This is a genomic window from Streptomyces sp. NPDC093111 (assembly GCF_040683955.1).
In the GTDB taxonomy this organism is placed as follows: domain Bacteria; phylum Actinomycetota; class Actinomycetes; order Streptomycetales; family Streptomycetaceae; genus Streptomyces.
In genome coordinates, this window is the sequence record NZ_JBFBNW010000001.1 from 227,745 (window position 1) to 249,934 (window position 22,190).

The window sequence follows — 22,190 nt, forward strand, 5'->3', positions numbered from 1 at the left end:
GCCCGTGCACCAGGTCCACTTCCGCTACGCGGCCGCGCGCACCCTCCTCGCGCCGTTCCTCTCCCGCGCCGGCGCCGGCATCCCCGGCGATCCGGCCGCGCGGGAGGCCGCCCTCCAGGCTCCGCTGCGGGTCCTGTACGACCGGTCGGAGCGCGGCGGCGTGACGGTGTACGAGGCGGCGGAGGAGGTACGGGCGCTGGCGGCGGCCGTCGCCGCGGGCGCGGCCGGTGCCCCGCGGGTCCCGGACGATCTCTGGGAGCTGGCCGCCCGGTCCGGCCCCGCCGGGGAACCGCAGGCGCTCAGGGACATCGCCGCGTACGTGGACACGTGGCAGGCCGCCATGAACCCGAAGCTCGCCGCCGCCGTGCCGACCGCCTGGGAGCTGGCCCAGCGGTTCCCGCAGCTGACCGGCATGCTCGACCTGTACTTCGGCCAGGACGGCGTGGCCCTGGAGGACGAGGACCTGTCCGACGAGGACGGCATCGGCCTGTACGTCGCCTACTGGCACAAACGCGGGACCTGCGCCTGGCGCCTGCCCCCCGTCGTCGCCGAATGCGCCGAAGCCCTCGCCCTCTTCCAGGACGACGTCACCCTCCGCCGCTTCTTCGCCGACGAGCTCGGTCTCGGCTCCGGCTCCCACACGTCCTGGTCCGCCTGGCTGGCGCTGATCTCCGAGGTCCTGACCACCCATCTGCGCCAGGAGCACGGGCCGTGCTCCTGGATCTCCGGCCGAGAGGGGCACTCCCCGTGCTGACACGTTCCGCCGCCTACCCGGACCGGGAGACCGCGCACTGGGCCACCCAGGCCGTCGTCACGCAGAACGAGCAGTCCGTGCACCGCTGGCTGACCCGTTCGGACCGCGCCCGGCTCACCGTCGAGGCGTACTGGCCGTCCCGTCCCGAGCCGGTCGGGCAGGTGCTGCTCCAGGGGGAGATGCTGGCCGGTCACGGGCCGGTGGACGTGCGGGCCGCCCGCGTGATCCTGAAGCGCGACCCGGAGCATCCGCTCGGGTTCACCGTGCACGCCACCTTCCCGATCCACCCGTGACAGGAGACCGCCTCCCATGCCGCTGACCCCGCTCCAGCACGACCCCCGGTACGGGGAGATGGACCAGGTGCTCCGCGCGTACGCCGGCCAGCGGGCCGACGACACCGAGGAGAAGCCGAGCGTCGCGCTGACCGCGTACCTGCGCCACACCTGGCACAGCAGGCCGTGGGCGGTCGGGATCGCCGAGAGCCAGCTGCGCGAGTACGCCCGGAATCCTCCGGGGCCGCTGCTGCTGCGGCTGGGCGAGGTGTACCCGCTGCCCGACCCGGGGCTCGCCGGGGCCGAGATCCAGACCTGGCTGCTGACCGTCGCCGGGCATCTGCGGCGCTGCCTTGCGGAGGGCGACATGCCGCCGCCCGGGGCGCCGGAGACCCGCTGGGAGTGGCAGGCCCGGTTCCCCGAGCTCGGGCAGTTGCTGGGCGGCTGGTTCTCGCAGGACCACGGCGTGGAGTTCGCGGACCACGAGGAGGCCCTGCGGGACTACCTGGAGGTCACGGACCGGGCGCTGGCGGCCCGGCTGTGCGGGGAGGTGTACGAGCTGCTGGCCCTGAGGCTGGACGAGGCCGACTACGCGTACGGGCTGTCCCTGCTGGGTCTGGAGATCGACCCGCCCGTCCCGTACACCCACGGCGCCTGGCTGGGGATCATCGCCGAGGAGGTCCTGCGCGGCGCCTAGCCGTGCCCGTCCTCCCGCCCGTCCTCCCGCCCGGCCTCCCTCACCCCGCCGCCGGTGCGACGTTCTGCGTGTGGTGGAACACGTTGTCCGGGTCGTACGTCCGCTTCACCTCGGCCAGCCGGTCGTAGTGTCCGCGGTACGTGGCCCGGACGCGCGCGTCGGGTTCGTCGGCGCCGAGGAAGTTGACGTACGCGCCGCCCATCGAGTGCGGGTGCAGCGCCTCCCAGTAGCCGACGGCCCAGTCGCGGATGCGGTCCGCGTCGGCGGGGTCCGCGCTGATGCCGCCGATCACGCCGGACCAGACCGCGTCGCGGTAGGCCCAGGCCGTGTCCATGGGGTCGGGCCGGTGGGCGGCGCCGTCGACCGGGTACATGTGCATGGTGGAGAGCTCGGTCGGGAGGTTCTCCAGGAAGGTGCGGTGCACGTCGATCGCGCCGTCGGTGACGCGGTCGAAGAAGTCGCCGCGCCAGTACCACTGGAGGCCCTTCGGGATCAGGTCGTCGAACATGGCCTGGAGGGCCGGGTACGGGATCGGGGTCGCGAAGTGGAAGGCGGGCGGGGCCGCTTCGGCGACCCCGGCGAAGGTCCGGGTCAGTCCCTCCTCGTCCTGCGGGCCCGTGGAGCACCACACCACGCCGCACATCTTCTTCCCGTGGATCTCCTCCGGGAACGGCGGCCCGGGCGCCACCGTCAGGATCGCGAAGAAGCCGTTCAGCGTCTCGGGCGCGGCCGGCAGGAACTCCCGGTACCAGCGCAGCACCGCCCCGATGTGCTCCGGCTCCCACAGCGTGACCGCGAGGCCCACGGTGTCCACCGGGTGCAGCCCGTACGTGAAGGAGGTGACCGTCCCGAAGTTTCCGCCGCCGCCGCGCAACGCCCAGTACAGGTCGGGGTGTTCGTCGGCCGACGCCGTCACGAACGAGCCGTCCGCCAGGACCACGTCGGCCGCGAGGAGGCTGTCGATCGTCAGCCCGTACGCCCGGGTCAGGTGCCCGTGCCCGCCGCCGAGGGTCAACCCGCCGACGCCGGTCGTCGACATGATCCCGGCCGGGACGCCGAGCCCGAAGCCGTGCCCCTCGTGGTCCAGGTCGCCGAGCTGACTGCCGCCGCCGACCCGGGCGGTCCGGGCCTCGGGATCCACCCGTACCCAGCGCATCGCCGACAGGTCGAGCACCAGCGAACCGTCGGCCACGCACAGGCCGCCGCCGCTGTGGCCGCCGCCGCGTACCGCCAGGTCCATGCCGCTCTCGCGGGCGTACCGGACCACCGCCCGTACGTCCGTCACGTCCGCGCACCGGGCGATCACGGCGGGACGTCGGTCGATCATCGCGTTGTAGATCGCGCGGGCCTCGTCGTATCCGGGGTCCTGCGGGCCGGTCACCTCGCCGCGCAACGCCTCGCGCAGGGTCTCCACAGCCGTACCGCCCATGACCACTCCTTCAGGGCACCCCTGTCGGCCGGCCGTGCTACCCCTTCAGTCTCCCCCTCGGCGTGGCAGCCCGCCTCCCGGGCCGCCGTCTCGGCATCCTTGCGCCATGACCGACAGCGAGGAAGCCGTCCGGACCTCCGCCCGCGGCTGGCTGACGCTCCAGCTGGCGGCCCTCGGCTTCGTGGGGGTGTGCGGGGCGCTGAAGGCCGGCGGCGGCTCCGGGTCCCCGGCGCCCCGGGGCGTGGAGGCGGTCGCGGGCGTCCTGGTCCTGCTCGCCCTGCTGCTCGCCGTCCTCGCGGTCTATCTCGTGGGCCGCACGGCCTGGCCGCACACGGCGGGCCCCGACGACCCGGCCCGCGCCGCCCGCCGCCTGCGCATCGGCCTGGTCCTGACCTTCGCGACGGTCCTGCTGACCGCGGTCGCCGCCACGAGCTCCTGGTGGCCGGCCCCGGACGCGGCGACGGGCCCGGCCGCCCCGGCGGCGGTCGAGGTGGAGGTGGGCACCTCCAGCGGCAGCCTGTGCGGTGAACTCGGCCGGGGCGGCGGCGCGTTGACCCTGATCGTGCGGGGCAGTCCGGTCGACGTGCCGCTCAGCTCCGTGACGTCGGTGACCCCGGTCGCCGGCTGCGGGAGCGCATGACCGCCGCGACGGACCGCGAGGCCATCACGGACCACCGCGAGCGGTCGGACAGCAGCGAGCCGACGCTGAGGAACGAGCCGACCGAGCCGATCGAGAAGGCCGATCCGACGGACCCGATGGACATGAAGGACCCGACCGACCCGATCGACAGGAACGAGCCCTTCGACCAGAGCGAGAGGAACGAGCTGCTGCCGGTGCGTCCGTTGCTTTCCTGGCATCCCATGGTCCGATCGTACGAGTACGGGGGCCGCCACGACGTGTGTCGCGACGGCCCCCGTACACGGGTGGACCCGGGTGGGGACCCTGTCTACTTCAGGGCGGCGAGGGCCGCGTCGTAGTTCGGCTCCTCGGCGATCTCGTTGACGAGCTCCACGTGGAGGACCTTGTCGTTCTCGTCGAGGACGACGACGGCGCGGGCGGTCAGGCCGGCCAGCGGGCCGTCGGCGAGGTCCACGCCGTAGTTGGTGTGGAACTCGCGGCCGCGGAGGGTGGAGAGGTTCTTGACGTTCTCCAGGCCCTCGGCGCCGCAGAAGCGGGCCTGGGCGAAGGGGAGGTCCGCGGAGATGCAGAGCACCACGGTGTTGTCGAGGCCGGCCGCCACGCTGTTGAACTGGCGCACCGAGCTCGCGCAGGTCGGGGTGTCGACGCTCGGGAAGATGTTGAGGACCTTGCGCTGACCGGCGAAGTCCTTGAGCGAACGGTCCGCGAGGCCCTCGCCGACCAGGTTGAACTGCGGGGCGTCGCCGCCCACGGCGGGCAGGTCGCCGTTGACCTGTACGGGGTTGCCCTTGAGCGTGACCTGCGCCATGCCTGATCTCCTTCGACGGGTTAAGCGGGTGATGCGGACGACGGTCCCGATCGTACTGCGCGTGGAATCCGCATCTCGCTGAATGGAACGTACGAGGCTCGCCCGTCTGTTCCGGAGACGGCTCCGGGGACGGCTCCGGGGACGGCTCCGGGGCCGCGTCAGGGGCGCGCGTATCCGGCCAGGAAGAGGTCCACGCCCGCCGTGATCTGCCGGGTCAGTTCGGCCTCGTCGACCTCGGTGTCCGGCGCGAAGGTGTGGACGAGCTGGGGCACGCCGACCGTCGTCGCCACGAGCTGCTGCACGGCGAGGTCCGGGTCGGGCGCGTGCAGGGCCCCGCGGGCGTGCAGCGCGGTGACCGCCTCGATCAGCGGGCCGTTGTACATGTCGTACGTGACCCGGTACCAGAGCTGGCCGAGCTGCGGGAAGCGGTCGATCTCGCCGATCACCAGGCGCCGCAGCGCCATGATGTCGGGGCGCAGCAGCGTACGGGCCCAGTCGGTCGTGAGCCGGACGAGCGCGGCGCGCAGGTCGGGGGCGTCGGCCAGACCGGCACCGGCGGGCTCCACGTCGGCGTACGTCCGGGGCAGCACGCCGCCGATGACGGCGAGGAACAGACGTTCCTTGCTGCCGAAGTGCTTGTAGATGGTCGCCTTGGAGACGCCGGACCGCTGGGTGATCGCGTCCATGGACGCCGCCGAGTACCCCTCGGCCAGGAACTCCGTCAGCGCGGCGTCGATGATCGCCCGGCGCTTGCGGGCGGCGGCGGAGGCGGGGTCGGGGAGGACCGGGATGCCGTACGCGTCGAGCACGGCGTGGAGTGCGGTGGCCGGGTCGGTCGGATCGGCCGGGTTCGTGGCGCCCATGCGGGTCCTTCGCGGGGTGACGTGGCGGGGCGGGGGGTCGCCGCCAGTATAGGAAGGGCGTGAACTGAACCGTTCGGTTCCGGCGGGCGGCCGCTCGGCGGGGGCGCGGTGCGCGGTGCGCCGTGCGCGGCTCAGGCCGCCGTCGCCGCCAGGGCCGGGCCGATCGCCACGCCCGCCAGGAACGCCAGGTTGAACAGGCCGATCCCCGGGCCCCGCCGCTCCTCGCCGAGTCCCCGGGTCGCGGCGCCGGTCAGGACGCCCTGGCCGCCCGCCGTCGCGAGGGCGCTCAGGGCGGAGCCGAGCAGGACCGCCGGCGGCCACGGGGCGAGGGCCGCGAGCAGCAGGGCCGTCGCCGAACCGGCGGCCAGCAGCGTCCCGGTCCTGCGCGTTCCGAGCCGGGGCGCGAGGCGGATCAGGAGCCAGGAGAGCAGCGCCCCGGTCAGGGCGGCGAGCGCGGCGACCGCGCCGGTCTGGACGGGGCTCCAGCCGGTCAGCGCGGAGAAGCGGTGCGGGGCGCCGTACAGCAGAGCGAAGTTGACCGTGGACAGCGCCAGCATCAGCCCGGCGGCGGGCCGGAAGCCCGGGGCGCGGAGGAGGCCGAGGAGGCGCCCGCCGGCGGGCGCCGTGCCGGTGCGGGGGGTCGCGGGGCCGGCCGACCGCAGGACCGGGAGGAGGACGAGGAGGCTCAGCAGCGGCAGGACGAGCGCCGCCTGCCAGCCCGCCGCCCGGGCCACCGCCGCGCCCGCGAAGAGGCCGAGCGTGCCGCCGAAGGCGCTGCCGATGGCGACGATCCCCGACGTACGGCCCGTACCGTCCCGGCCCGCGAGCTGGAAGGCGGCGACCGTGACCCCGGCGGCCCCCACGGCCTCGACCGCCCGCCCGGCCACGGCGAGCGGCAGCGACCCGGCGAGGAGCACGAGGCCCGCGCCCAGGGCGAGGAGCACCCCGGCGGCCCGGACGATCCCGGCGGGGCCGCGCCGTCCCGCAGTGGCGGAGAGCAGGGGCGTGCCCACCGCCATGCCGACGCCGAACACGGTCATCAGCCAGGCCGCCGGCCCGGCGGAGACCCCGAGCTCCCGCGCGGCGTCGGGGAGGACGAGGCTCGGCCCCGACACGCCCATCGAGGCGGGTGCGACGAACAGGGCGGGGAGGAGGGCGCCCCGGAACGGGCGCCGGAGCGGGCGCCGGAGGGCGCGGCGGGGGGTGCGGCCGGGGGTGGCGGCAGCGGCCGGGGCAGTGCCGCCGCCCCCGCTGGTCGTCACAGTGGTCCTCGTCCGTGTCGTCATACCGGCATCCGCCCCATCAGCCCGTTCGCGAAGTCCTTCTCCGCCTGCCGGAGTTCGGCGGCCGTGTTCATCACGAAGGGGCCGCTGCGGGCGACGGGCTCGCCGATCGGCTCGCCCGCGAGGACCAGGACCTCGGCCGCCGCGCCGGGGGCCTCGACGGTGACATGCTCGCCGTCCCGGTCGAGGAGCGCGAGGTGGCCGTCGGCGACGGTCTCGCCGGCGACGGTGGCGGTGCCGGTCAGCACGTACACCATCGCGTTGTGTCCGGCGGGTGCGGTGAACTCGGCGCGCCCGCCCGCCGCGAGGCGCGCGTGGACGACGAGGACGGGGGTGTGCGTCCCGAAGGGTCCGGTCACGCCGTGGCTGGTGCCGGCGAGGACGGTGAGTTCGGCGCCGTCGGGGGTGGTGACGGGCGGCAGGTCGGCGGCCTCGGCGTTCTGGCTGCGGGGCGGCAGCGACTTGAGGCGGGCCGGGAGGTTCACCCAGATCTGGAGCATGTGCTGCCGCCCGCCCGCGGCGAGGAACTCCTCGGTGGGCAGCGCCTCGTGGACGATCCCGGAGCCCGCGGTGAGCCACTGCACCCCGCCGCCCCGGACGACGGCGCGGTGGCCGCGCGAGTCGGCGTTGGCGATGTCGCCGTCGAGGACGTACTGGATCGTCTCGAAGCCGCGGTGGGGGTGCGGGGGAGCGCCCTTGGCCTCGCCGGGGGCGAGGTCGACAGGGCCGACCTGATCGACCATCAGGAAGGGGTCGACGAAGGGGAGTTCGGCGGTGGGGAAGGGGCGGCGTACGGGGAAGCCGGCGCCCTCGTAGGTGTGGAAGGGGCGGGCGATGCGGGTGACGGTGCGCTCGGTGGGGGCCATGCCAAGAATGAACTACACCATTCAGTTCACTGTCAAGACTGAACCGTTTGGTTTGAAGAAATGAACCGATCGGTTTAGCTTGTGGCTCATGACGACACCGGTCACCGCCACCTACATCGGCACCGCCACCGTCCTCCTCCGCATCGGCGGCCTCACCGTCCTGACCGATCCGGCCTTCGACCCGGCGCCCGCCGACTACCCCGCCGCCCGCCCGCTCCACCGCACCGCCGGCCCCGCCCTCACCGCCGACCGGCTGCCGCCCGTCGACCTGGTGCTGCTCTCCCACGACCAGCACGCCGACAACCTCGACCGCACCGGCCGCGAGGTCCTCGCCCGCGCCGCCCGCACCCTCACCACCCCGGAGGGCGCCGCGCGCCTCGGCGGCCGGACGGAGGGGCTCGCGCCCTGGGAGAGCCGCGAGCTCGCCGCCGGCGGCACCTCCGTACGGATCACCGCCACGCCCGCCCGGCACGGCCCGGAGGGCACCGAGCAGGCCACCGGCCCGGTCACCGGCTTCGTCGTCGAATACGACGGCGGCGCCCTCTACCTCTCCGGCGACACCGTCCGCCACGACGCGCTCGACGCGATCGGCGCACGCTTGCGCCTCGACACCGCCTTCCTCCACTTCGGCGACGCCCACTTCCCGTCCACCGGCGCCCGCGCCTTCTCGCTCAGCGCAGCCGAGGGCGCGGCCTACGCCCGCACCCTCGGCGCCCGCACGGTCGTCCCCCTCCACTTCGACTCCTGGGACCACCTCGCCGAGGACCCGGCCGCCATCACCGCCGCCTTCGCCGCCGACCCCCGGCTCGCGGGGACGCTGCGCTGGCTGAAGCCGGGGGCGGCGGAGCGACTGGCGTGACGGCACCGGGCCCCGGGCCCCGGGAACGCCGAAGGGCCGGACCGCGAGCGCGGTCCGGCCCTCCGTGAGCGGAGCCGGCGGGATCAGCCGGCAGGGGTCTATGGACGGGCCGTGCGCGCGAGCCGCCAGGTCCGCAGCCCGTCGGCGTCCGGCCCGAGTTCGGTGAAGCCGAGGCGGGCGGCGACGGCGCCGCTGGCGTGGTTGGCGGCGTCGTGCACGATCCGCAGCTCGCCGATGCCGGCGAGCCGGAAGCCCACCTGGACCATGGCCGCCGCGGCCCGGGTGGCGATCCCGCGCCCGGTGGCGGCGGGATGCAGCCAGTACCCGATCTCGTACGCGCCCTCGGGAGTGTCCTCGTGCCGGAACAGCCCGCAGGTCCCGACGAGCGCCCCGTCCGCGGCCACCACGTACGAGAACTGCTCACCCGCCTCCCACAGGTCCGCCCGCGCGGCCAGGAACTCGGCCGTGTGCGCCCGCGAGTGCTCCGCCGCCCACGGCATCCAGGGCCGCAGGTGCTCCAGCGACTCGTCGATGACCCGCACCCAGGTGTCGAGGTCGGCCTCGGGGTCGAAGGGCCGCAGGACGAGGTCGTCGTCGATGCGGATCAGGTCGGCGGGGACGTACGTGGACGCGAGGGTGCCTGCGGGCTGCGGGAGTTCCATACGCCGAGGCTCGTACGCGAAGGGCCGTGCGGGCAACGTGATTTCGCCGCGGTCGCGCCCGCCGTCCCGCCCGCCGTCGCGCCCGGCTCCGCTCGCTCCGCCGCGCGGCGGAGGCGGATCGTCCGCGCGCACGAGGTCCCCGTGCCGGGGTCCGCCCAGCATGGAGCCATGGCGAACAGGATCTCGACGGACGGCCGGGGGCCCGGCGCCCCGAGCCGGGCACCCCTTTCCCGGACCAGCGGACGGGCGGGCGGACGGCCGGGCGGGTGGCCGGGACTCGCCGCCGCGGGGTGGGGGCTCCTGTTCGCCGTGCCGAGCCTCGTCTGGGCGACGGGCTCCTCGTTCGGCGCGCGGACGACCGTGGCGCCGTCCCTGGTGAAGCTGGCCGAGGACCGGGTGGCCTGGTTCGTGGCCGTGCTCTGGCTGACCGGTCTCCTCAAGATCCTCGGCGCCGTCGTCGGCATCGGTCTGACCCGGCGCCGCGGCCGGTGGACCGGGCGTCTCCTGGCCCTCTCCGGAGCCGGGGCGGCGGTGCTGCTCGGCTGGCACGGCGCCGCCTTCGTCGTCCACGGGACGCTGGTCGAGACCGGCGCCCGCACCGTCCCGCCCGACCTGGCCGGGCTGACGCGCTGGTACCTCTTCCTGTGGGGCCCGTGGTTCGTCGCCGGCGGACTGGCCTTCGCCGCCGCGACCCTCCGGTACGTCCGCCGACTCGACCCGCGCGCCGGGACCCGCCGCCCGGCCGCGCTGGGAGCGTCGGGCGCGGCGCTCCTGTCCCTGCTGTCGACGGTCACGGGGATCGGCTGACCTCCCCCTCCCCCCGCCGCGTCAGCGCACCACGTCGAAGACCTGCTTCTGCAGCCCGTTGGCGTACGCCTCGTGCTCGACCAGCTTGAGCTTCTGCACGTCCTTGTCCGTGGTGCTGAACAGGCGCTTGCCCGCGCCCAGCAGCAGCGGGAAGACGAGGAGGTGGTAGCGGTCGATCAGGCCCGCGTCCGACAGGGCCTGGTTCAGGGAGGCGCTGCCGTGCACGATGATCGGTCCGCCCTCGGTCTCCTTCAGCGCGGCGACCTCGTCGAGGGTGCGCAGGATCGTCGTCTCGCCCCAGTTCGACACCAGGTCGCCGTCGGTGAGCGTCGTCGACACGACGTACTTCGGCATCTCCTTGTAGTCGGCGAAGTCCGCCATGTCCGGCCACACCCCGCTGAACGCCTCGTAGCTGGTCCGCCCCAGCAGCATCGCCGAAGCCTCCTGCTGCTCCCGGCCCTTGATCTCGAACGCCTCGGGCAGGAACTCCGTGTGCTTGAACGTCCAGCCGGAGTTCCGGTACCCGGGCTCACCGCCGGGCGCCTCGACGACGCCGTCGAGGGAGATGAAGGCGGTGGTGATGAGAGTGCGCATGGGAGTTCCTTCGGTCTTGTTCCTTGTCACCGGTGCGCGGGCGCGCCAGCCATGATCTATGACCGGAGTTCCCGTGAGAACTCATCGGTGGCGGCGCGCCCGGTACGTTCGGGAGTATGACGCTGCGTTCGGTGAACCGGTGGATCTGCGCCACGAGCCGGTGGACGCCCTGCTGGACCGGGTCGAGCGGTCGTTGGGCACCGACGTGGACCGCGGGAGTGCGGTGCGCAAGCGTCGGTCGGTCGGAGCTCGTACGGGCCGTGGCACGTGGGTGCGGATCGAGCGGCGGGGGCTCGACCGGATCGGAGTCCAGGGCGGGGACGGTACCGCGTCGGCGGCGGCCCTGTCCGGGATCGCCAAGCCGGCCTGGCTGGCCGGGGTGGCGTGGCGGGACGACACCGAGCCGGTGGTGTGGCGGGCGGACGAGACGGAGCTGCTCCCGGGTGCGCCGGTGGGCACCGCCGTGATCACGAAGGACCCGCGCCTGCCGGAGGCTTGGTGGGCCGCGATGAACGGCTCGCTGGACGCCCTGGCCGCGCAGCGCACCCACAGGATCGCGAGCCCGGACACCGAGTCCCTCACGCGGGAACTCGTCACCGCGACGATCCACGGCGTCTTCCCGGGCGTCGACACGGCCCTCGGGGAGTGGTGCCCGGCCCACGCGGACTTCAACTGGACGCTCTTCGTGGCCGCGAAGATCCTCGGCCCGTACGCCGACCCGGAAGACCCTCGGCTGAGGGCCGCCCGGGAGACGGCGGAGCGAGTGGCCGAGGAGCTTCAGGCCCGCTGACGGCGCTCCAGGAGGAGCCGCCGGTATTCCGAGACGATCCGGGCTTCGACCTCGCGGGCGAGGGCGGCGACCAGCTCTCGCAGATGGCCGGCGTCGTCCGTGACTCGCTGCGGTCGTGCGCGGTCGCCAGTTCCTCCACGCCGATCAGAAGCGCGGGACTGGTCCCCGTCGCCGGAGTGGACGCTGTGCCATCCTGCACTCTCCCCTCAGTCGCTCCCGCCCGGTCATGGCGGTGCCGTTGTCGCTGGACCGTGACGAGGCCATGGCGCGGCCGGGACGGGGCGTCGGCGGTCGGCGCGCGCACGGGCGGAGCGTCTGTGCGCGCATGCTCCGCCGACGCCACGGCCCTGCGCCCCACCGGCAGGAGCCCTCCCCCCACTCCCCTCCCCGCACGCGCCCCTCGGAAAAGTCCAGCAGCGGCCCGGAGGGGCGGGCGTCCAGCCGGTGCGCCGCGGTCGACGGACTGCCCGGCACCGGCCCCTGGGTCACTCGGCCGGTGCGCGGGCCGAAGGGCCCGGTCGCTCAGGTTCCGCCGGGTTTGCCCGTCGAGACCAGCAGGAGGACGGACGAGCCCGGTGCCACCGGTTCTGCGCCGCCCCGGGGCTGACTGCTGATCACCTGCCCGGCGGGAGCGTTCCAGTCCGTGTGCCGCATGATCGTGCAGCTCAGTCCGAGTCCGCGCAGCAGGCTTCCGGCCTGTTCGACCGGCATGCCGGCCAGGTCCGGCAGCGCGATGCCCGCTCCCGCGGTCTGCTCCTGCTCCTGTGTCGGAGTCGCATCGGCGCTTCCGCTCTTGGGGGTGCCGGTGGCGAGCGGGGGGCACGCCCCGTTCGCCGGTGGGGACAGGGACGGGGAGGCGCCGGGCGCGGGCGACACGGGCTTCAGCGCGAAGAACCCCACCGTGGCGCACGCCAGCACGCAGCACGCCGCAGCGGTGCCGAGGAGCGCCCGGCGGGGGCGGCTGCGGCTGACGGCTCGCTCGATCGCGGCCGCGTCGACGACCGGCGCCGTCGGCCCGTCGGCGAAGGAGGCCACCGCGGCACGCAGCTCGGCTTCGAAGCCCGGCTCGAACGGGGCCGGTCCGGACGACGTGTTCCTCACTTCGTACCTCCGAAAGCGGCCGACGGCGTGTGCGGCGCCTGGGCGCCCGATACGGAATCGCGCAGCTTGGCCAGGCCGCGGGCGAGCTGGGACCTCACCGCACTCGAAGAGATGTCCAGGACGTCGGCGACCTGCCGGGCGTCCAGATCGTGCAGGTAGTACAGGACCACCACGCTGCGCATGCCCATCGGCAGCCCGAGCAGTGCCTCGATCAGTTCCGCGCGCAGATCCACCTGCCCGAACCGGTCCCGGGGGTCGGCCGTCTCGGGCACCCCCGACAGCCCGGGGCGCTCGCCCCGGCGCGACAGCCGCCGCCAGCGGTCGTTGGCCAGGTTGACCAGCACTTTGCGCACGTACGCCTCCGGCGAGTCCGCCACCGCGACCTTCCGCCACTGTCGGCACGCCCGCTCCAGCGTCTCCTGCACCAGATCCTCGGCCACGTGCACGTCACCGGTCAGCGCATACGCGGTGCGGAACAACGCTCCCGACCGCTGTGCGACGAACTCCGTGAATCCGATGCCCGGACCGCTCCTGCGAAACCTCACCCGCCGACCTCCTCTCCTCGTCCCGTCCCGATCACTGCCCCCATGACGGCGGAACGGGGCCGGGTGCTGCACCGAGCCGCCGGCAGTGACGTGAATCACAGCCGGGACGGAAGGGTGTCCCAGGACCTCGCGCCGCTGCCGCCCGGGGTGCGGGCGGGGCCCGGCGAAGCGGAGGGCCGCCGGGCGGGCGGCCCGCAGTCGGCCGAGAAGAACGGGGGCGCCTCTTGCCGGATACTACGTTCGCCGACGTCGGCGACGCGCTCGGCACCAGCCGACAGGCCGCCGAGCAGCGCTTCGGTCATGTCCGCCACGGCAAGAAGGTGGCCGCGGTGATCTCGCGGCGGGACCGGGTTCGGGAGGACCCCGCCGACCCGCGCGGCGAAGTCGGCGACGCCGGGCAGTACGCGAGCGACCGGGGGATCCGGCCCATTGGCAAGAGGGTCCGTGCTGAGGCCCAGTACGCGATCGTGGCCGTGGACGGCCTCGTGCGCCGCGTCCACGAACTCGACCCGGACGGCTGGAGCGAGGTCGAGTCCAGCAAGTGGGAGTTCACCGCCGTCGGAAACCGCGAGCTGACGAAGGACGAGATCGACGCCGCGTACGAGGCCGGGAACCTGCCGTTGCGGCCTGGAGACGACTGCCCCACCCGCGCGGGACCGCATCGACCACCTGACCGGACAGCTGACAGTCAGGCGGACGAAGATCGGGGCGCGGTGGCGGCGACCTCATTGGCCACGCAGAAACGCTCAGGCAACCCGCGTTCAGCAGTAGGCAGTGGGGCGGGAATCGGGCAGGCGGGTGGCCCGGGGCGGACCGGCTGCTCAGCCGTACGCCTTGACCGCCGCGACGAACGGCGCCCAGGCGGCGGCCGTGACGACGAGGACGGGGCCGTCGGGGCGCTTGGAGTCGCGGACGGGGACGAGGCCGGGGGTGTCGTCCCGGACTTCGAGGCAGTCGCCGCCGGAGGTGTTGCTGTAGCTGCTCTTGCGCCAGTGCGCGAAGCCCTCTGCTACTTCGACGCACTCGCCACCGCTGCCGTTGCTGTAGCTGCTCTTGCGCCAGACGGCGGCGGTCAGATCAAGTGCGTTGCTGGCCATGTCGGTAGTCCTCAACTGCTTGTTCGATCAGGACGAGGGACGCCTCCGGCGACAAAGCGGCGGCCCTCAGCCGATCGTATGCCTTGCGGTACTGCCTCAGGAGGGACGGATCGTCGATTGTCTGACCGTGGTACGGCCCCTCCGTGTACATCAGCGGCGGCTCGTCCTCGAACTCCATGAACATCATCGACAGCTCCATGAAGGGCTGCGTCGGTGCGTTCCACGGGAGGATCTGCAAAGACACTCGGCCCCGCCGCACCAGGGCTGCGATGTGGTCGAGTTGCTGAGCCATCTCCTCAGTCGAGATCGTGGATTCGCGCACCACCGATTCGTGCATGATGACCCAGTACTCGGGCTTCTTCGGGTCGTCGAAGAGCTTCGCCCGCTCCATTCGGGCGTCGATCCTCGCCTGGACCTCCTCTGGGGTGTCCAGCGGTTCCGTGAAGCGGACAACGGCCCTCGCGTACGCCGGGGTCTGGAGCAAGCCCGGAATCAGCGCGTTGCTCCACCGCTCGATCACCAGCGCCCGCTTCTCCGCCTCAGCGATCGCCGCGAAGTACGCGGCGTGGGCACCCTGCTTCGCCTTGCGTACATCCTCGCACCGGCGCTCGAAGAAGCCGTCCGTCCTGAGTACCCGGTCCACGTGCCGGGCCAGGTCCATCGGCATACGGCGCTTGCCGTGCTCGATCTCGCTCAGGTAGGTCACTCCGAAGAAACTGCCCTCGACCAAGCCCTCCAGCGTCAGCCCCGCCTCCTCCCTCTTGAAGCGGAGCTCCTTCCCGTAGAACTGCGGGACGCTCGCCGAGCCGTCGATCTCCTTGCGCGCAGCCACCGTTGAGGACCGCCTTTCGCACCTTGCGTCGTGGAGCGGGAAACCCTTCCACGGTAGGGCTCGGCGCGGCAGCGTGTGAGGGGTTCGTCACGGCACGCAACGAAAGGCGGAACCCGCATGACCGACGACATCAGGCCCGACGTCGAAGCCCTCCGTACCGCTCTCGCAGCTCACGGCGTCGTCCTGCCCTCCCTGGGGGTGGATCCGGTGACGCTCGCGGGGCGGACGGTCCGGCCTCCGCTGGTCGCTCTGGGCAACTGCAACGTGGCGACCGCGCGCCAGCTGACGGAGGCGCTGCGGAAGGCGGCCGGCGGGTGACGCTGCCGTTCGCGGTCGAGGTGATCGCGGTCCCGAAGGCGGTGCCGGAGGTGCGCCGGATGGTGGAGGGGGACGATCTGCGGCTCTGTGTCAGTGAGTTGCTGACGAACGTCATCGTGCACGTGGGGGAGGGGACCCCGGTCACCGTACGGGTGGAGGCGACGCGGGAGGGGCGGACGCGGGTCGCGGTGACGGATCCGGATCCGCGGGTGTGGCCCGTACTGCGGGAGGTCGTGGACGGGGCCGAGTCGGGGCGGGGGCTCGGGATCGTGGAGGCGGTGGCGCTGCGGTGGGGCGTGGAGCAGGGGCCGTACGGGAAGACGGTGTGGTGCGAGCTGCCCGGCGTCCGGGACGGCCCCCGTGCCGGGGAGCGGCGGGTCTAGCCGTCCAGCTCCTCCGCGTACACCCACCAGCCGTCGCGGCGGACGCGGCCCTCGGGGGCGAGGTCGCCCTCGGCGTACTCGCCGCTGCCGGTCCGCTCGCCGTTCGGGCCGCGGAAGTGGCTGGTGTGGTGCAAGGTCCCGTCACAGGCTGCGCGCGGTGATGTCGCCGTACCCGGTGGTGGCGCGGATGCGCAGTTCGGCGGCGGCGCCGGCGGTGTTGGCGAGGGCGTTGCTGACGCGGCCGTAGCCGGTGCCGGCGTCGAGGGTCGCGGAGGCGCCGCGGGCGGCGGTGACCTCGATGTCGCCCTTCTCGGTGCGGAGTTCGACGGCGCCGCGGACGGCGCCGGTGACCTTGATGTCGCCGCGCATGGTGCGGATCTCGGCGGGGCCGTCGAGGCGGCCGACCAGGACGTCCCCGTCCATGACGCTCACCCGGGCGCTGGCGGCCTCGTCCAGCTTGACCTGGCCCTGGGCGGCTTCGAGGGCGACGTCGCCGAGGCGTCCGACGCCGCGCAGGTCGGCGGCGGCGGCCTTGGCCTCCACGCGGGAGCCGGCCGGGAGCTGGACGGTCACCTCGACGGCGCCGGAGTTGCCGAAGAGCTTGTTCTCCGGCTCGGGGGACTGGATCCGCAGGACGCCGTCGGCGAAGGCGACCTGGACGCGCTCGGCGGCCTTCACGTCGCGGCCCTTGGTGGGGTTGGCGGGGCGGATGTCGACGGTGGCGTCCTGGCGGTCGGCGGCGATGAGCTGGACGCGGCCGGCGGGGATGTCGAGGACGGCGGTGATCGGGGCGGTGGTGGCGAAGTTCAGCATGGTTCCTGCTCCTCTGGAGTGGCGTTCCCGGTGTCTTTCTGACATGGGAAACGCTACGTTGCGTTCGAGGAGTGCGCAACGGCAACGTTGCGTGGAATGGGTGTTAGTGCACGTCAGAGTGCTTAAATCGTTGCAACGGGCATGCCGGTAACGCAACAGCTCCCTTGCGGTGCGTTGCAATGGATGACTGGTGAACGCCCTCCTGGGGCTACCCGTCCTCGCGCAGCCCCAGGACGTACGTCGCCGTCAGGGCGACCGCCCGGTCCTCGTCCCGCGACAGCTCCGCGAGGGCCCGGGAGGCCGCCGCGCCGGGGACGTCCGCCAGGGCCTGCGTGAGGCGCTGACGCGCGGCCGGGGAGGTCGCCGGGTGGGCGAGACGGGTGACCAGGGCGGCGGCGATCCGGTCGGCGGCGATCCGGGCGGCGTGGTCCATACGCGCCGCCCCGCCCGATCCCGACGCCAGGGTGCTCAGCGCGTCGGCCGCGTCCGCGTCGTTGCGCTCCTCCACCACCATGTCGACGAGGGTCGGGATCGCCTCCGGCACCCCGCGTGCGCCGAGCGCCAGGGCCGCGTAGGCCCGGACCTCCGGGTCCGGGCCGGTGAGGGCGTCACGGAGCAGGGCCGTCGCCCCGGCGTCCGGGAGTTCGGCCAGGGCGCGGACGGCCCGCTTCCGTACCGTGGCGCGGGGGGAGCCGAGGCCCGCCGCGAGCAGCGGTGCCGTGCCCTCGCCGGTCCGGGCCAGGGCCCAGTGGAGGGCGCCCGAGACGATCGGGTCGGGCTCGGCCAGGACGGCCTCGACGAGGGCCTCCACCGGTACGGGGGTCTCCGCGGCGGCGGGCGCCGACGACAGGGCCGCGCTCTGGCGGGTGTCGGGGCTCTTGGAGGCCAGCGCCTGGAGGAGGGCGGTGATCCGCAGGACCTCCTCCCAGGCGGCCGGTTCCGCCGCGTCGATCCGGCGCAGCCGCGTCAGCAGCTCGGTCTCCGCCGCGATGCGCTCCCGGGTCTGCCGTACGAGGTCGGCCACCAGCTCCGCCGGGGCGAAGCCCGGGTCGTCGAGCGCGCGCCCGACCTCGCGCAGCGACAGTCCGAGCGAGCGCAGGCTCTCGATGTGGAAGACGCGCCGGATGTTCTCGTCGGAGTACTCGCGGTACCCGGAGCCACTGCGTCCGGTCGGGCGGACCAGGCCGAGGGACTCGTAGTGCCGGAGCATCCGGGCGCTGACCCCGGACCGCCGCGCGACCTCTCCGATCAGCACCGCCTACCGTCCTCCCTGGCCCTCCCCGCCGAGGGCCACGACGCGCTTCGCCTCCTCGACCGCGAACTCGAAGCCGGCCTCCGGGTCCCGCCACAGGACCTCCGTGGCGAGCGCGTGCGCCCGCACCTCCGGGTCGGGGTGCGCCGCCGCCGTGCCCAGCGCCGGCAGCATGGCCTCGCCGAGCGCGATCAGCGCCCGGCTCAGGCTCAGGCGCGTCTCGCGCGGCCCGCGTCCGAGCTGCGTCGCCAACCCTACGGCCAGCGCGGGCTCCTCACCTTCCGGTACGAGGACGACCGCGGCCCGCCAGGCGCTCCGGGCCACCTCGTCGTCCGGGTCGGAGAGCAGGGCCGGGGTGATCGCCGGCCAGGCCCGCCGGTCGCCGATCTTGGAGAGGGTGTGCAGGGCCTGGCTCCGGGCCTGGGCGCGGTCCGAGCGGACCTCGTCGACCAGCGCCGGGACCGTCGCCGCGGGCGTGTGCCGGGTGAGCGCCCAGGTCAGCATCTCGCGCACGGAGAAGTCGGGCTCGACCGCGCAACGGTCGACGAGGGTGCCGACGTCGGACGGTTCCGGGTCCGTGCCGACCGCCAGGGCCGTACGGAGCCGGACCGAGGGGTCGTCGTGCGCCAGCCCGCGCAGGGTGCGTGTCGTGGTCATGGGGGCCACCTCCTCGGCCACAGTGAAGGGCTTGTCACCGTGTCAAGGTCAAGGCCAAAGGGAGGCGGCCGGCAGGGGACGGTGAGGGCCGCAGGGGCCCGGCAAGACCCGGGGCCGGCCGGGGTCGGTCGGGGCCCCCGGCCCCCGCCCCCGGCTCAGTCGATGTGGACGATCTGGAACGCCTCCGCCATCCGCCCCACCGGCAGCCCGCCCGCCCGCGCGTGTTCGCTCAGCCAGTCGCGCAGCAGCCCGGCCAGGTCGTCGAAGTGGGCGGTCTGGGAGGTGTGGATGCGCAGGGCCTCGACCTTGCGGTCGAAGACGGGGGTGACGTCCACGTACTGGTTCGGGGTCGGGCCCGTCATCAGCCAGAGCTCGTGGACCGTCCACGGCTCCAGGCCCTCCTCCTTGAGGAGTTGCCGGTGGGCGAAGGGGTTGCGGGCCTCGGGGTAGATCGCGCGCAGACAGGCGTCGCCGACGGCGCGGTGGTCGGGGTGCAGGTCGGCCACGCGGGCCCAGTTGATCTCGGGGGACGGGATGATCGCGCGCTGCGGGCGCACCTCGCGGATGACCCGGCACAGGTCGCGGCGCAGGTCGACGGAGGCTTCGACGAAGCTGTCGGGGTAGCCGAGGAAGCGGACGTCGGCGACGCCGCTGAGTTTCGCCGAGTGGACCTGCTCGGCCCGGCGCAGGTCCGCCATGGCCTGGCGGGGGAGCGCCTCGTCGTAACCGCCCGCGCCGCCGTCGGTGACGATGCAGTAGGTGACGCGGGTGCCGCGTTCGATCCACTGCATCACGGTGCCGCTGACGCAGAACTCGATGTCGTCCGGGTGTGCCGCCACCACCAGCAGGGATTCCGGTGCGCTGCGGACGGTCGGGTCGGTCGTCGCGAAGTCCTCCATGGGGCCAGCCTCTTGGTGCGGCGGGGGCGTCGCAAGGCCAAGTCGTGGCGTGAACAGGACATGGCACTTACGCGCCATTCAAAAAGTTGGTAGATTCAAATCATTGGGTGTTCCACGTGGACAGAGACTGGTAGAGAGAGCCAGAGAGATCCGGAGGCGACCGGCCATGTGCAGGATTCTCGGCACCATCGCCGCGGGTGCGGCGCGACCCGACCCCGCCGAGCTCGCGGCGGTCTCGGGCCGGCAGCGGCACGGCGGCCCCGACGAGCACCAGATCCTCAGCGGTCCCGGCTGGTCGCTCGGCTGCGACCGGCTCGCCGTCACCGACCCCTGCGGCGGGCGGCAGCCCTACCGGCTGCCCCACCTGCCCGGGATCCTCGCCGTGCTCAACGGCGAGATCTACAACCACACCGAGCTGCGCCGCCGCCTCGCCGCGCGCGGCCACCGCTTCCCCGACCGCTGCGACGGCACGCTGCTGCCCGCGCTGTACGCCGAGTACGGGGCCGCCTTCGCCGAGCACCTCGACGGCATGTTCGCCGTCGCGATCCTCGACCTGCGCCCCGGCACCGCCCAACTCGTCCTCGCCGTCGACGACATGGGCATGAAGCCCATCCACCTCCACCACGACCCGTACGACGGCTCCACCCGCTTCGCCTCCGAGATCCCCGCGCTGCTCGCCTTCGAGGGCGTCCGGATCGCCCCGCGCGAGGACGCCCTCGACACCGTCCTCGCCACCCGCACCTCCTTCTCCGCGCGCACCGCCCTCGACGGCATCGACGTCCTGCCGCCCGGCGCGACCGCGCTCGTCCGGCCCGGCTGCGCCCCCGTCGTACGGCGCCGCCCCGCGCACGCCGCCCAGCCGCTCGGCGACACGCAGGACGTGCTGCGGCACGAGGTGCGCCGGCTCGCCACCGCCGACGTGCCCGTCTGCGCGGTCACCAGCGGCGGGCTCGACTCCGGGCTGATCACCGCGCTCGCCGCCGAGCACGCCCGCGAGACGGACGCGCCGCCGCTGCACACCTTCCACCTCACCTACCGGGGCAAGTGGCCCGACTCCGAGGCCGCGTACGCGCGTTCCGTCGCGCGGCGGGCCCGGACCGTGCACCACGAGGTCGTCGTCGACCCGGACGAGATCCCCTCGCTCCTCACCCGTACCGTCCGCCACCTGGGGCAGCCCAACGCGGACCCCATCGCCCTCTCCACGTACGCGCTGTTCCGCGCCGTCCGCGAGAGCGGCTTCACCGTCGCGCTCACCGGCGACGGCGCCGACGAGCTCTTCGGCGGGTACGACCGGATGCGGGCCGCGCTCGCCGCGCCGCCCGGCATCGACTGGGCCGGGGCGTACGCCGACGCGCTCTCCGCCGCGCCCCGGCTCCTGCGGGAGCACCTGTACACGTCCTCGTACGCCGCGTACATCGCCGACCACGGCTCGGCGGCCGACCGCATCGAGCAGGAACTGCGCTCGGCCGACGCCGCCGGGGGCGACCGGGTCACCGCGCTCAGCGCCTTCGAGACGCGGTGGCGGCTGCCCGCGTACCACCTGCGGCGGGTGGACCACCTGTCGATGGCCTGGGCCGTGGAGGCGCGCATGCCGTTCTGCCAGCCCGGGGTCGTCACGCACGCCCGCGCGCTCCCGGCGGCGGCCCGGCACGGCAAGCCGGCACTGTACGAGGCGGGGGACGACCTCCTGCCCGCCGCCGTCCTCAACCGCCCCAAGCAGCCCTTCACCCTGCCCGTCGCCGCCATGCTCGCCCCCGGCGGCCCCCTCCTGGACACCGTCCGCGAACTCCTCTCCCCGGCCCGCCTGGTGCTCGGCGGCAAGATCCGCGCGGACCGCGTCCAGAAGCTCCTCGAACGGCACCTGGAACGCCCCAACCAGCTCGCGGCGATGGCCCTGTGGGGCCTGGCCGTGCACGAACTGTGGACGGAGGTCGTGCAGGGCATGCGCATCCCGGTGGGCTGTGCGGCCTGAGGTGCCCGGCCGCCCCTGCGGGAGTGGCGGAGGCGCGCCGCCGGGGCACGAGGGGGCGGCGCCGGAGCGCGCCCGCGCCCACCCCCGTACCGTCCCCGTCACCGTCGTCCGCGCCGACGACGCCCCCGGGCCCACCCTCGTCGTCCGGCTCGACCACCTCCCCCCGGGCGCCCTCGCCCTCGGGCACGAACTGGCGGCGCTGCGCCGGGGGCTGCGGGGGACCCCGTACGCGGAGGTCAACAAGATCGCGGTGTACGGGGTCTCGTCCCGCCGCGGGGTCGACCTCGACTACCGGTTCGTGCAGGCGCTGCCCGGCGGGCGGTTCGACTTCCGTACGGGGTGCGGGCATTCGCTGCTCGGGTGCGTCGTCGCGGAGGGGCGCGACGGGCCCGTCACCGTGCGGGCCGTGACGACGGGCGACACCGTGCGGGTGGAGGCGGAGGAGGGCGGCGGGCGGGCGCTGTACTTCCTGCGGGCGCCCACCGCCGCCGGGACCCTGCCCACCGGCCGGCCCGTGGACGTGCTGCTCGGCGTGCCCGTCTCCCTCGTCCGGTACGGCAACCCGTACGTCTTCGTCGACGCACGCCACCTGGGCGCCGAGGAGGGCGCGGAGGCGGTCCTGCTGCGGCTCCGGGCCGAGGCCGCGCGGCTGCTCGGGTACGCCCCGCACTCGCCGCTGCCGAAGATCGCCGCGTTCCGCGACGAGCCCGGCGGGCTCTTCGTGCGGGCCCTCACCGTCGGCGGCTGGCACCCCCGCCTCGCCCTCACCGGCGCCGCCGCCCTCGCCGCCGCCGCGGCCCTCGACGGCACTGTCGTGCCGGGCGGCGCGGGCGGTACGGTCAGGACGCCCGGCGGTGTCGTCACCGTCTCCACCGGGCCCGACCGGGTCGGCGTGCACCACAAGCGGGCCCGGGTCCTCGACCGGCTCGAACTCCCCTGGCGTGTCCACGCAACGGCGTGAACGCGCACCCCCGTTGACGCGCGGTCCCCCGCGAAC

At 74.2% G+C, this 22,190-nt stretch carries 29 protein-coding genes; 11 read left to right on the top strand and 18 right to left on the bottom strand.

Translation table 11 applies throughout. The features are described 5' to 3' along the window. Window positions 1-4: 4 nt before the first annotated feature. From AB0Q96_RS01020 to AB0Q96_RS01030, 3 genes are read left to right on the top strand one after another with little or no spacing between them, the layout of a single operon-like run. Window positions 5-754, top strand: coding sequence for a hypothetical protein (locus tag AB0Q96_RS01020; protein WP_365320904.1), 750 nt, complete (start codon window positions 5-7; stop codon window positions 752-754). Next, window positions 748-1,047 carry an RNase A-like domain-containing protein gene (locus tag AB0Q96_RS01025; RefSeq protein ID WP_365320905.1) on the top strand — a complete coding sequence of 100 codons (300 nt, stop codon included), beginning with the start codon at window positions 748-750 and terminating at the stop codon, window positions 1,045-1,047. Before AB0Q96_RS01020 ends, AB0Q96_RS01025 begins: the two co-directional genes overlap by 7 nt. A 16-nt stretch (window positions 1,048-1,063) precedes the next feature. Next, on the top strand, window positions 1,064-1,723 hold the full coding sequence (locus AB0Q96_RS01030; protein WP_365320906.1) for a contact-dependent growth inhibition system immunity protein: 660 nt from the start codon (window positions 1,064-1,066) through the stop codon (window positions 1,721-1,723). Between the two features lie 40 nt (window positions 1,724-1,763). Here AB0Q96_RS01030 and AB0Q96_RS01035 read toward each other — a convergent pair whose 3' ends face one another. Further along, window positions 1,764-3,152, bottom strand: coding sequence for an FAD-binding oxidoreductase (locus AB0Q96_RS01035; RefSeq protein WP_365320907.1), 1,389 nt, complete (start codon window positions 3,150-3,152; stop codon window positions 1,764-1,766). 106 nt (window positions 3,153-3,258) lie between these two features. Between AB0Q96_RS01035 and AB0Q96_RS01040 the strand changes: the two genes are divergently transcribed. Beyond that, window positions 3,259-3,792 carry a hypothetical protein gene (locus tag AB0Q96_RS01040; protein WP_365320908.1) on the top strand — a complete coding sequence of 178 codons (534 nt, stop codon included), beginning with the start codon at window positions 3,259-3,261 and terminating at the stop codon, window positions 3,790-3,792. Here the strand turns inward: AB0Q96_RS01040 and AB0Q96_RS01045 are convergent. From AB0Q96_RS01045 to AB0Q96_RS01065, 5 genes are all read right to left on the bottom strand, one after another. Further along, window positions 3,743-4,015, bottom strand: a complete 273-nt coding sequence (locus AB0Q96_RS01045; protein WP_365320909.1) for a hypothetical protein — start codon at window positions 4,013-4,015, stop codon at window positions 3,743-3,745. The two genes, AB0Q96_RS01040 and AB0Q96_RS01045, sit on opposite strands and share 50 nt — an antisense overlap. Before the next feature lie 84 nt (window positions 4,016-4,099). After that, the gene (gene tpx, locus AB0Q96_RS01050) at window positions 4,100-4,600 is read right to left on the bottom strand and encodes a thiol peroxidase (RefSeq protein ID WP_365320910.1); all 501 of its coding nucleotides are present in this window, start codon (window positions 4,598-4,600) and stop codon (window positions 4,100-4,102) included. Between the two features lie 158 nt (window positions 4,601-4,758). Further along, the gene (locus tag AB0Q96_RS01055) at window positions 4,759-5,463 is read right to left on the bottom strand and encodes a TetR/AcrR family transcriptional regulator (RefSeq protein WP_365320911.1); all 705 of its coding nucleotides are present in this window, start codon (window positions 5,461-5,463) and stop codon (window positions 4,759-4,761) included. 131 nt (window positions 5,464-5,594) lie between these two features. Further along, window positions 5,595-6,725 carry an MFS transporter gene (locus AB0Q96_RS01060; RefSeq protein WP_365320912.1) on the bottom strand — a complete coding sequence of 377 codons (1,131 nt, stop codon included), beginning with the start codon at window positions 6,723-6,725 and terminating at the stop codon, window positions 5,595-5,597. 20 nt (window positions 6,726-6,745) lie between these two features. Next, window positions 6,746-7,612 carry a pirin family protein gene (locus AB0Q96_RS01065; RefSeq protein WP_365320913.1) on the bottom strand — a complete coding sequence of 289 codons (867 nt, stop codon included), beginning with the start codon at window positions 7,610-7,612 and terminating at the stop codon, window positions 6,746-6,748. Window positions 7,613-7,700: 88 nt separating this feature from the next. Here AB0Q96_RS01065 and AB0Q96_RS01070 point away from each other — a divergent pair, with 88 nt between their 5' ends. Then, on the top strand, window positions 7,701-8,471 hold the full coding sequence (locus tag AB0Q96_RS01070; protein ID WP_365320914.1) for an MBL fold metallo-hydrolase: 771 nt from the start codon (window positions 7,701-7,703) through the stop codon (window positions 8,469-8,471). Window positions 8,472-8,569: 98 nt separating this feature from the next. Here the strand turns inward: AB0Q96_RS01070 and AB0Q96_RS01075 are convergent, their stop codons facing one another. Next, the gene (locus AB0Q96_RS01075) at window positions 8,570-9,133 is read right to left on the bottom strand and encodes a GNAT family N-acetyltransferase (RefSeq protein WP_365320915.1); all 564 of its coding nucleotides are present in this window, start codon (window positions 9,131-9,133) and stop codon (window positions 8,570-8,572) included. Window positions 9,134-9,301: 168 nt separating this feature from the next. Here AB0Q96_RS01075 and AB0Q96_RS01080 point away from each other — a divergent pair, with 168 nt between their 5' ends. Continuing rightward, window positions 9,302-9,940, top strand: coding sequence for a DUF3995 domain-containing protein (locus tag AB0Q96_RS01080; RefSeq protein WP_365320916.1), 639 nt, complete (start codon window positions 9,302-9,304; stop codon window positions 9,938-9,940). Between the two features lie 21 nt (window positions 9,941-9,961). On the opposite strand, the gene AB0Q96_RS01085 is transcribed toward AB0Q96_RS01080, so the two are convergent. Beyond that, complete coding sequence (locus AB0Q96_RS01085; RefSeq protein ID WP_365320917.1) at window positions 9,962-10,534, bottom strand: dihydrofolate reductase family protein; 573 nt, start codon at window positions 10,532-10,534, stop codon at window positions 9,962-9,964. 139 nt (window positions 10,535-10,673) lie between these two features. On the opposite strand from AB0Q96_RS01085, the gene AB0Q96_RS01090 reads away from it, so the two are divergent. Further along, window positions 10,674-11,324 (top strand): hypothetical protein, encoded by a 651-nt coding sequence (locus AB0Q96_RS01090; protein WP_365320918.1) that lies wholly within the window; start codon window positions 10,674-10,676, stop codon window positions 11,322-11,324. A gap of 522 nt (window positions 11,325-11,846) precedes the next feature. Here AB0Q96_RS01090 and AB0Q96_RS01095 read toward each other — a convergent pair. The 5 genes from AB0Q96_RS01095 to AB0Q96_RS01115 all read right to left on the bottom strand — a co-directional run bounded on the left by AB0Q96_RS01095 (window position 11,847) and on the right by AB0Q96_RS01115 (window position 14,899). Then, complete coding sequence (locus AB0Q96_RS01095; protein ID WP_365320919.1) at window positions 11,847-12,425, bottom strand: PASTA domain-containing protein; 579 nt, start codon at window positions 12,423-12,425, stop codon at window positions 11,847-11,849. Next, the gene (locus AB0Q96_RS01100) at window positions 12,422-12,943 is read right to left on the bottom strand and encodes a SigE family RNA polymerase sigma factor (RefSeq protein WP_073785247.1); all 522 of its coding nucleotides are present in this window, start codon (window positions 12,941-12,943) and stop codon (window positions 12,422-12,424) included. The genes AB0Q96_RS01095 and AB0Q96_RS01100 overlap by 4 nt, the downstream gene beginning before the upstream one ends. Window positions 12,944-13,065: 122 nt before the next feature. Continuing rightward, the gene (locus AB0Q96_RS01105; RefSeq protein WP_365320920.1) at window positions 13,066-13,272 is read right to left on the bottom strand and encodes a hypothetical protein; all 207 of its coding nucleotides are present in this window, start codon (window positions 13,270-13,272) and stop codon (window positions 13,066-13,068) included. 519 nt (window positions 13,273-13,791) lie between these two features. Then, the gene (locus AB0Q96_RS01110; protein WP_365320921.1) at window positions 13,792-14,067 is read right to left on the bottom strand and encodes a DUF397 domain-containing protein; all 276 of its coding nucleotides are present in this window, start codon (window positions 14,065-14,067) and stop codon (window positions 13,792-13,794) included. Further along, a complete protein-coding gene (locus tag AB0Q96_RS01115) occupies window positions 14,048-14,899 on the bottom strand; it encodes a helix-turn-helix transcriptional regulator (RefSeq protein ID WP_365320922.1) in 852 nt (283 codons plus the stop codon). The genes AB0Q96_RS01110 and AB0Q96_RS01115 overlap by 20 nt, the downstream gene beginning before the upstream one ends. Before the next feature lie 117 nt (window positions 14,900-15,016). On the opposite strand from AB0Q96_RS01115, the gene AB0Q96_RS01120 reads away from it, so the two are divergent. Together AB0Q96_RS01120 and AB0Q96_RS01125 are read left to right on the top strand one after the other, a co-directional pair. Beyond that, window positions 15,017-15,217, top strand: a complete 201-nt coding sequence (locus AB0Q96_RS01120) for a hypothetical protein (protein WP_365320923.1) — start codon at window positions 15,017-15,019, stop codon at window positions 15,215-15,217. Further along, complete coding sequence (locus AB0Q96_RS01125) at window positions 15,214-15,600, top strand: ATP-binding protein (RefSeq protein ID WP_365320924.1); 387 nt, start codon at window positions 15,214-15,216, stop codon at window positions 15,598-15,600. Before AB0Q96_RS01120 ends, AB0Q96_RS01125 begins: the two co-directional genes overlap by 4 nt. On the opposite strand, the gene AB0Q96_RS01130 is transcribed toward AB0Q96_RS01125, so the two are convergent. From AB0Q96_RS01130 to AB0Q96_RS01150, 5 genes are all read right to left on the bottom strand, one after another. Beyond that, a complete protein-coding gene (locus AB0Q96_RS01130; RefSeq protein WP_365320925.1) occupies window positions 15,597-15,734 on the bottom strand; it encodes a hypothetical protein in 138 nt (45 codons plus the stop codon). The two genes, AB0Q96_RS01125 and AB0Q96_RS01130, sit on opposite strands and share 4 nt — an antisense overlap. 7 nt (window positions 15,735-15,741) lie before the next feature. Further along, window positions 15,742-16,413 (bottom strand): DUF4097 family beta strand repeat-containing protein, encoded by a 672-nt coding sequence (locus AB0Q96_RS01135; protein WP_365320926.1) that lies wholly within the window; start codon window positions 16,411-16,413, stop codon window positions 15,742-15,744. A gap of 208 nt (window positions 16,414-16,621) precedes the next feature. Further along, complete coding sequence (locus tag AB0Q96_RS01140; RefSeq protein WP_365320927.1) at window positions 16,622-17,668, bottom strand: HEAT repeat domain-containing protein; 1,047 nt, start codon at window positions 17,666-17,668, stop codon at window positions 16,622-16,624. 3 nt (window positions 17,669-17,671) lie between these two features. Further along, a complete protein-coding gene (locus AB0Q96_RS01145; protein WP_365320928.1) occupies window positions 17,672-18,322 on the bottom strand; it encodes a HEAT repeat domain-containing protein in 651 nt (216 codons plus the stop codon). Between the two features lie 155 nt (window positions 18,323-18,477). Beyond that, the gene (locus AB0Q96_RS01150) at window positions 18,478-19,221 is read right to left on the bottom strand and encodes a PIG-L deacetylase family protein (protein ID WP_365320929.1); all 744 of its coding nucleotides are present in this window, start codon (window positions 19,219-19,221) and stop codon (window positions 18,478-18,480) included. A gap of 166 nt (window positions 19,222-19,387) precedes the next feature. Between AB0Q96_RS01150 and asnB the strand changes: the two genes are divergently transcribed. Beyond that, complete coding sequence (gene asnB, locus AB0Q96_RS01155; protein ID WP_365320930.1) at window positions 19,388-21,193, top strand: asparagine synthase (glutamine-hydrolyzing); 1,806 nt, start codon at window positions 19,388-19,390, stop codon at window positions 21,191-21,193. Next, on the top strand, window positions 21,183-22,154 hold the full coding sequence (locus tag AB0Q96_RS01160; protein WP_365320931.1) for a hypothetical protein: 972 nt from the start codon (window positions 21,183-21,185) through the stop codon (window positions 22,152-22,154). The genes asnB and AB0Q96_RS01160 overlap by 11 nt, the downstream gene beginning before the upstream one ends. Window positions 22,155-22,190 lie beyond the last annotated feature (36 nt).

What these genes read in the sequence shown, in the direction of transcription:
- AB0Q96_RS01030 (WP_365320906.1), top strand. Translation starts at nt 1,064, where the DNA reads ATGCCGCTGACCCCGCTCCAGCACGACCCCCGGTACGGGGAGATGGAC.
- AB0Q96_RS01035 (WP_365320907.1), bottom strand. Translation starts at nt 3,152, where the DNA reads ATGGGCGGTACGGCTGTGGAGACCCTGCGCGAGGCGTTGCGCGGCGAG.
- AB0Q96_RS01040 (WP_365320908.1), top strand. Translation starts at nt 3,259, where the DNA reads ATGACCGACAGCGAGGAAGCCGTCCGGACCTCCGCCCGCGGCTGGCTG.
- AB0Q96_RS01045 (WP_365320909.1), bottom strand. Translation starts at nt 4,015, where the DNA reads ATGGGATGCCAGGAAAGCAACGGACGCACCGGCAGCAGCTCGTTCCTC.
- tpx (WP_365320910.1), bottom strand. Translation starts at nt 4,600, where the DNA reads ATGGCGCAGGTCACGCTCAAGGGCAACCCCGTACAGGTCAACGGCGAC.
- AB0Q96_RS01055 (WP_365320911.1), bottom strand. Translation starts at nt 5,463, where the DNA reads ATGGGCGCCACGAACCCGGCCGATCCGACCGACCCGGCCACCGCACTC.
- AB0Q96_RS01065 (WP_365320913.1), bottom strand. Translation starts at nt 7,612, where the DNA reads ATGGCCCCCACCGAGCGCACCGTCACCCGCATCGCCCGCCCCTTCCAC.
- AB0Q96_RS01070 (WP_365320914.1), top strand. Translation starts at nt 7,701, where the DNA reads ATGACGACACCGGTCACCGCCACCTACATCGGCACCGCCACCGTCCTC.
- AB0Q96_RS01075 (WP_365320915.1), bottom strand. Translation starts at nt 9,133, where the DNA reads ATGGAACTCCCGCAGCCCGCAGGCACCCTCGCGTCCACGTACGTCCCC.
- AB0Q96_RS01080 (WP_365320916.1), top strand. Translation starts at nt 9,302, where the DNA reads ATGGCGAACAGGATCTCGACGGACGGCCGGGGGCCCGGCGCCCCGAGC.
- AB0Q96_RS01085 (WP_365320917.1), bottom strand. Translation starts at nt 10,534, where the DNA reads ATGCGCACTCTCATCACCACCGCCTTCATCTCCCTCGACGGCGTCGTC.
- AB0Q96_RS01105 (WP_365320920.1), bottom strand. Translation starts at nt 13,272, where the DNA reads ATGACCGAAGCGCTGCTCGGCGGCCTGTCGGCTGGTGCCGAGCGCGTC.
- AB0Q96_RS01110 (WP_365320921.1), bottom strand. Translation starts at nt 14,067, where the DNA reads ATGGCCAGCAACGCACTTGATCTGACCGCCGCCGTCTGGCGCAAGAGC.
- AB0Q96_RS01120 (WP_365320923.1), top strand. Translation starts at nt 15,017, where the DNA reads ATGACCGACGACATCAGGCCCGACGTCGAAGCCCTCCGTACCGCTCTC.
- AB0Q96_RS01135 (WP_365320926.1), bottom strand. Translation starts at nt 16,413, where the DNA reads ATGCTGAACTTCGCCACCACCGCCCCGATCACCGCCGTCCTCGACATC.
- AB0Q96_RS01145 (WP_365320928.1), bottom strand. Translation starts at nt 18,322, where the DNA reads ATGACCACGACACGCACCCTGCGCGGGCTGGCGCACGACGACCCCTCG.
- AB0Q96_RS01150 (WP_365320929.1), bottom strand. Translation starts at nt 19,221, where the DNA reads ATGGAGGACTTCGCGACGACCGACCCGACCGTCCGCAGCGCACCGGAA.
- asnB (WP_365320930.1), top strand. Translation starts at nt 19,388, where the DNA reads ATGTGCAGGATTCTCGGCACCATCGCCGCGGGTGCGGCGCGACCCGAC.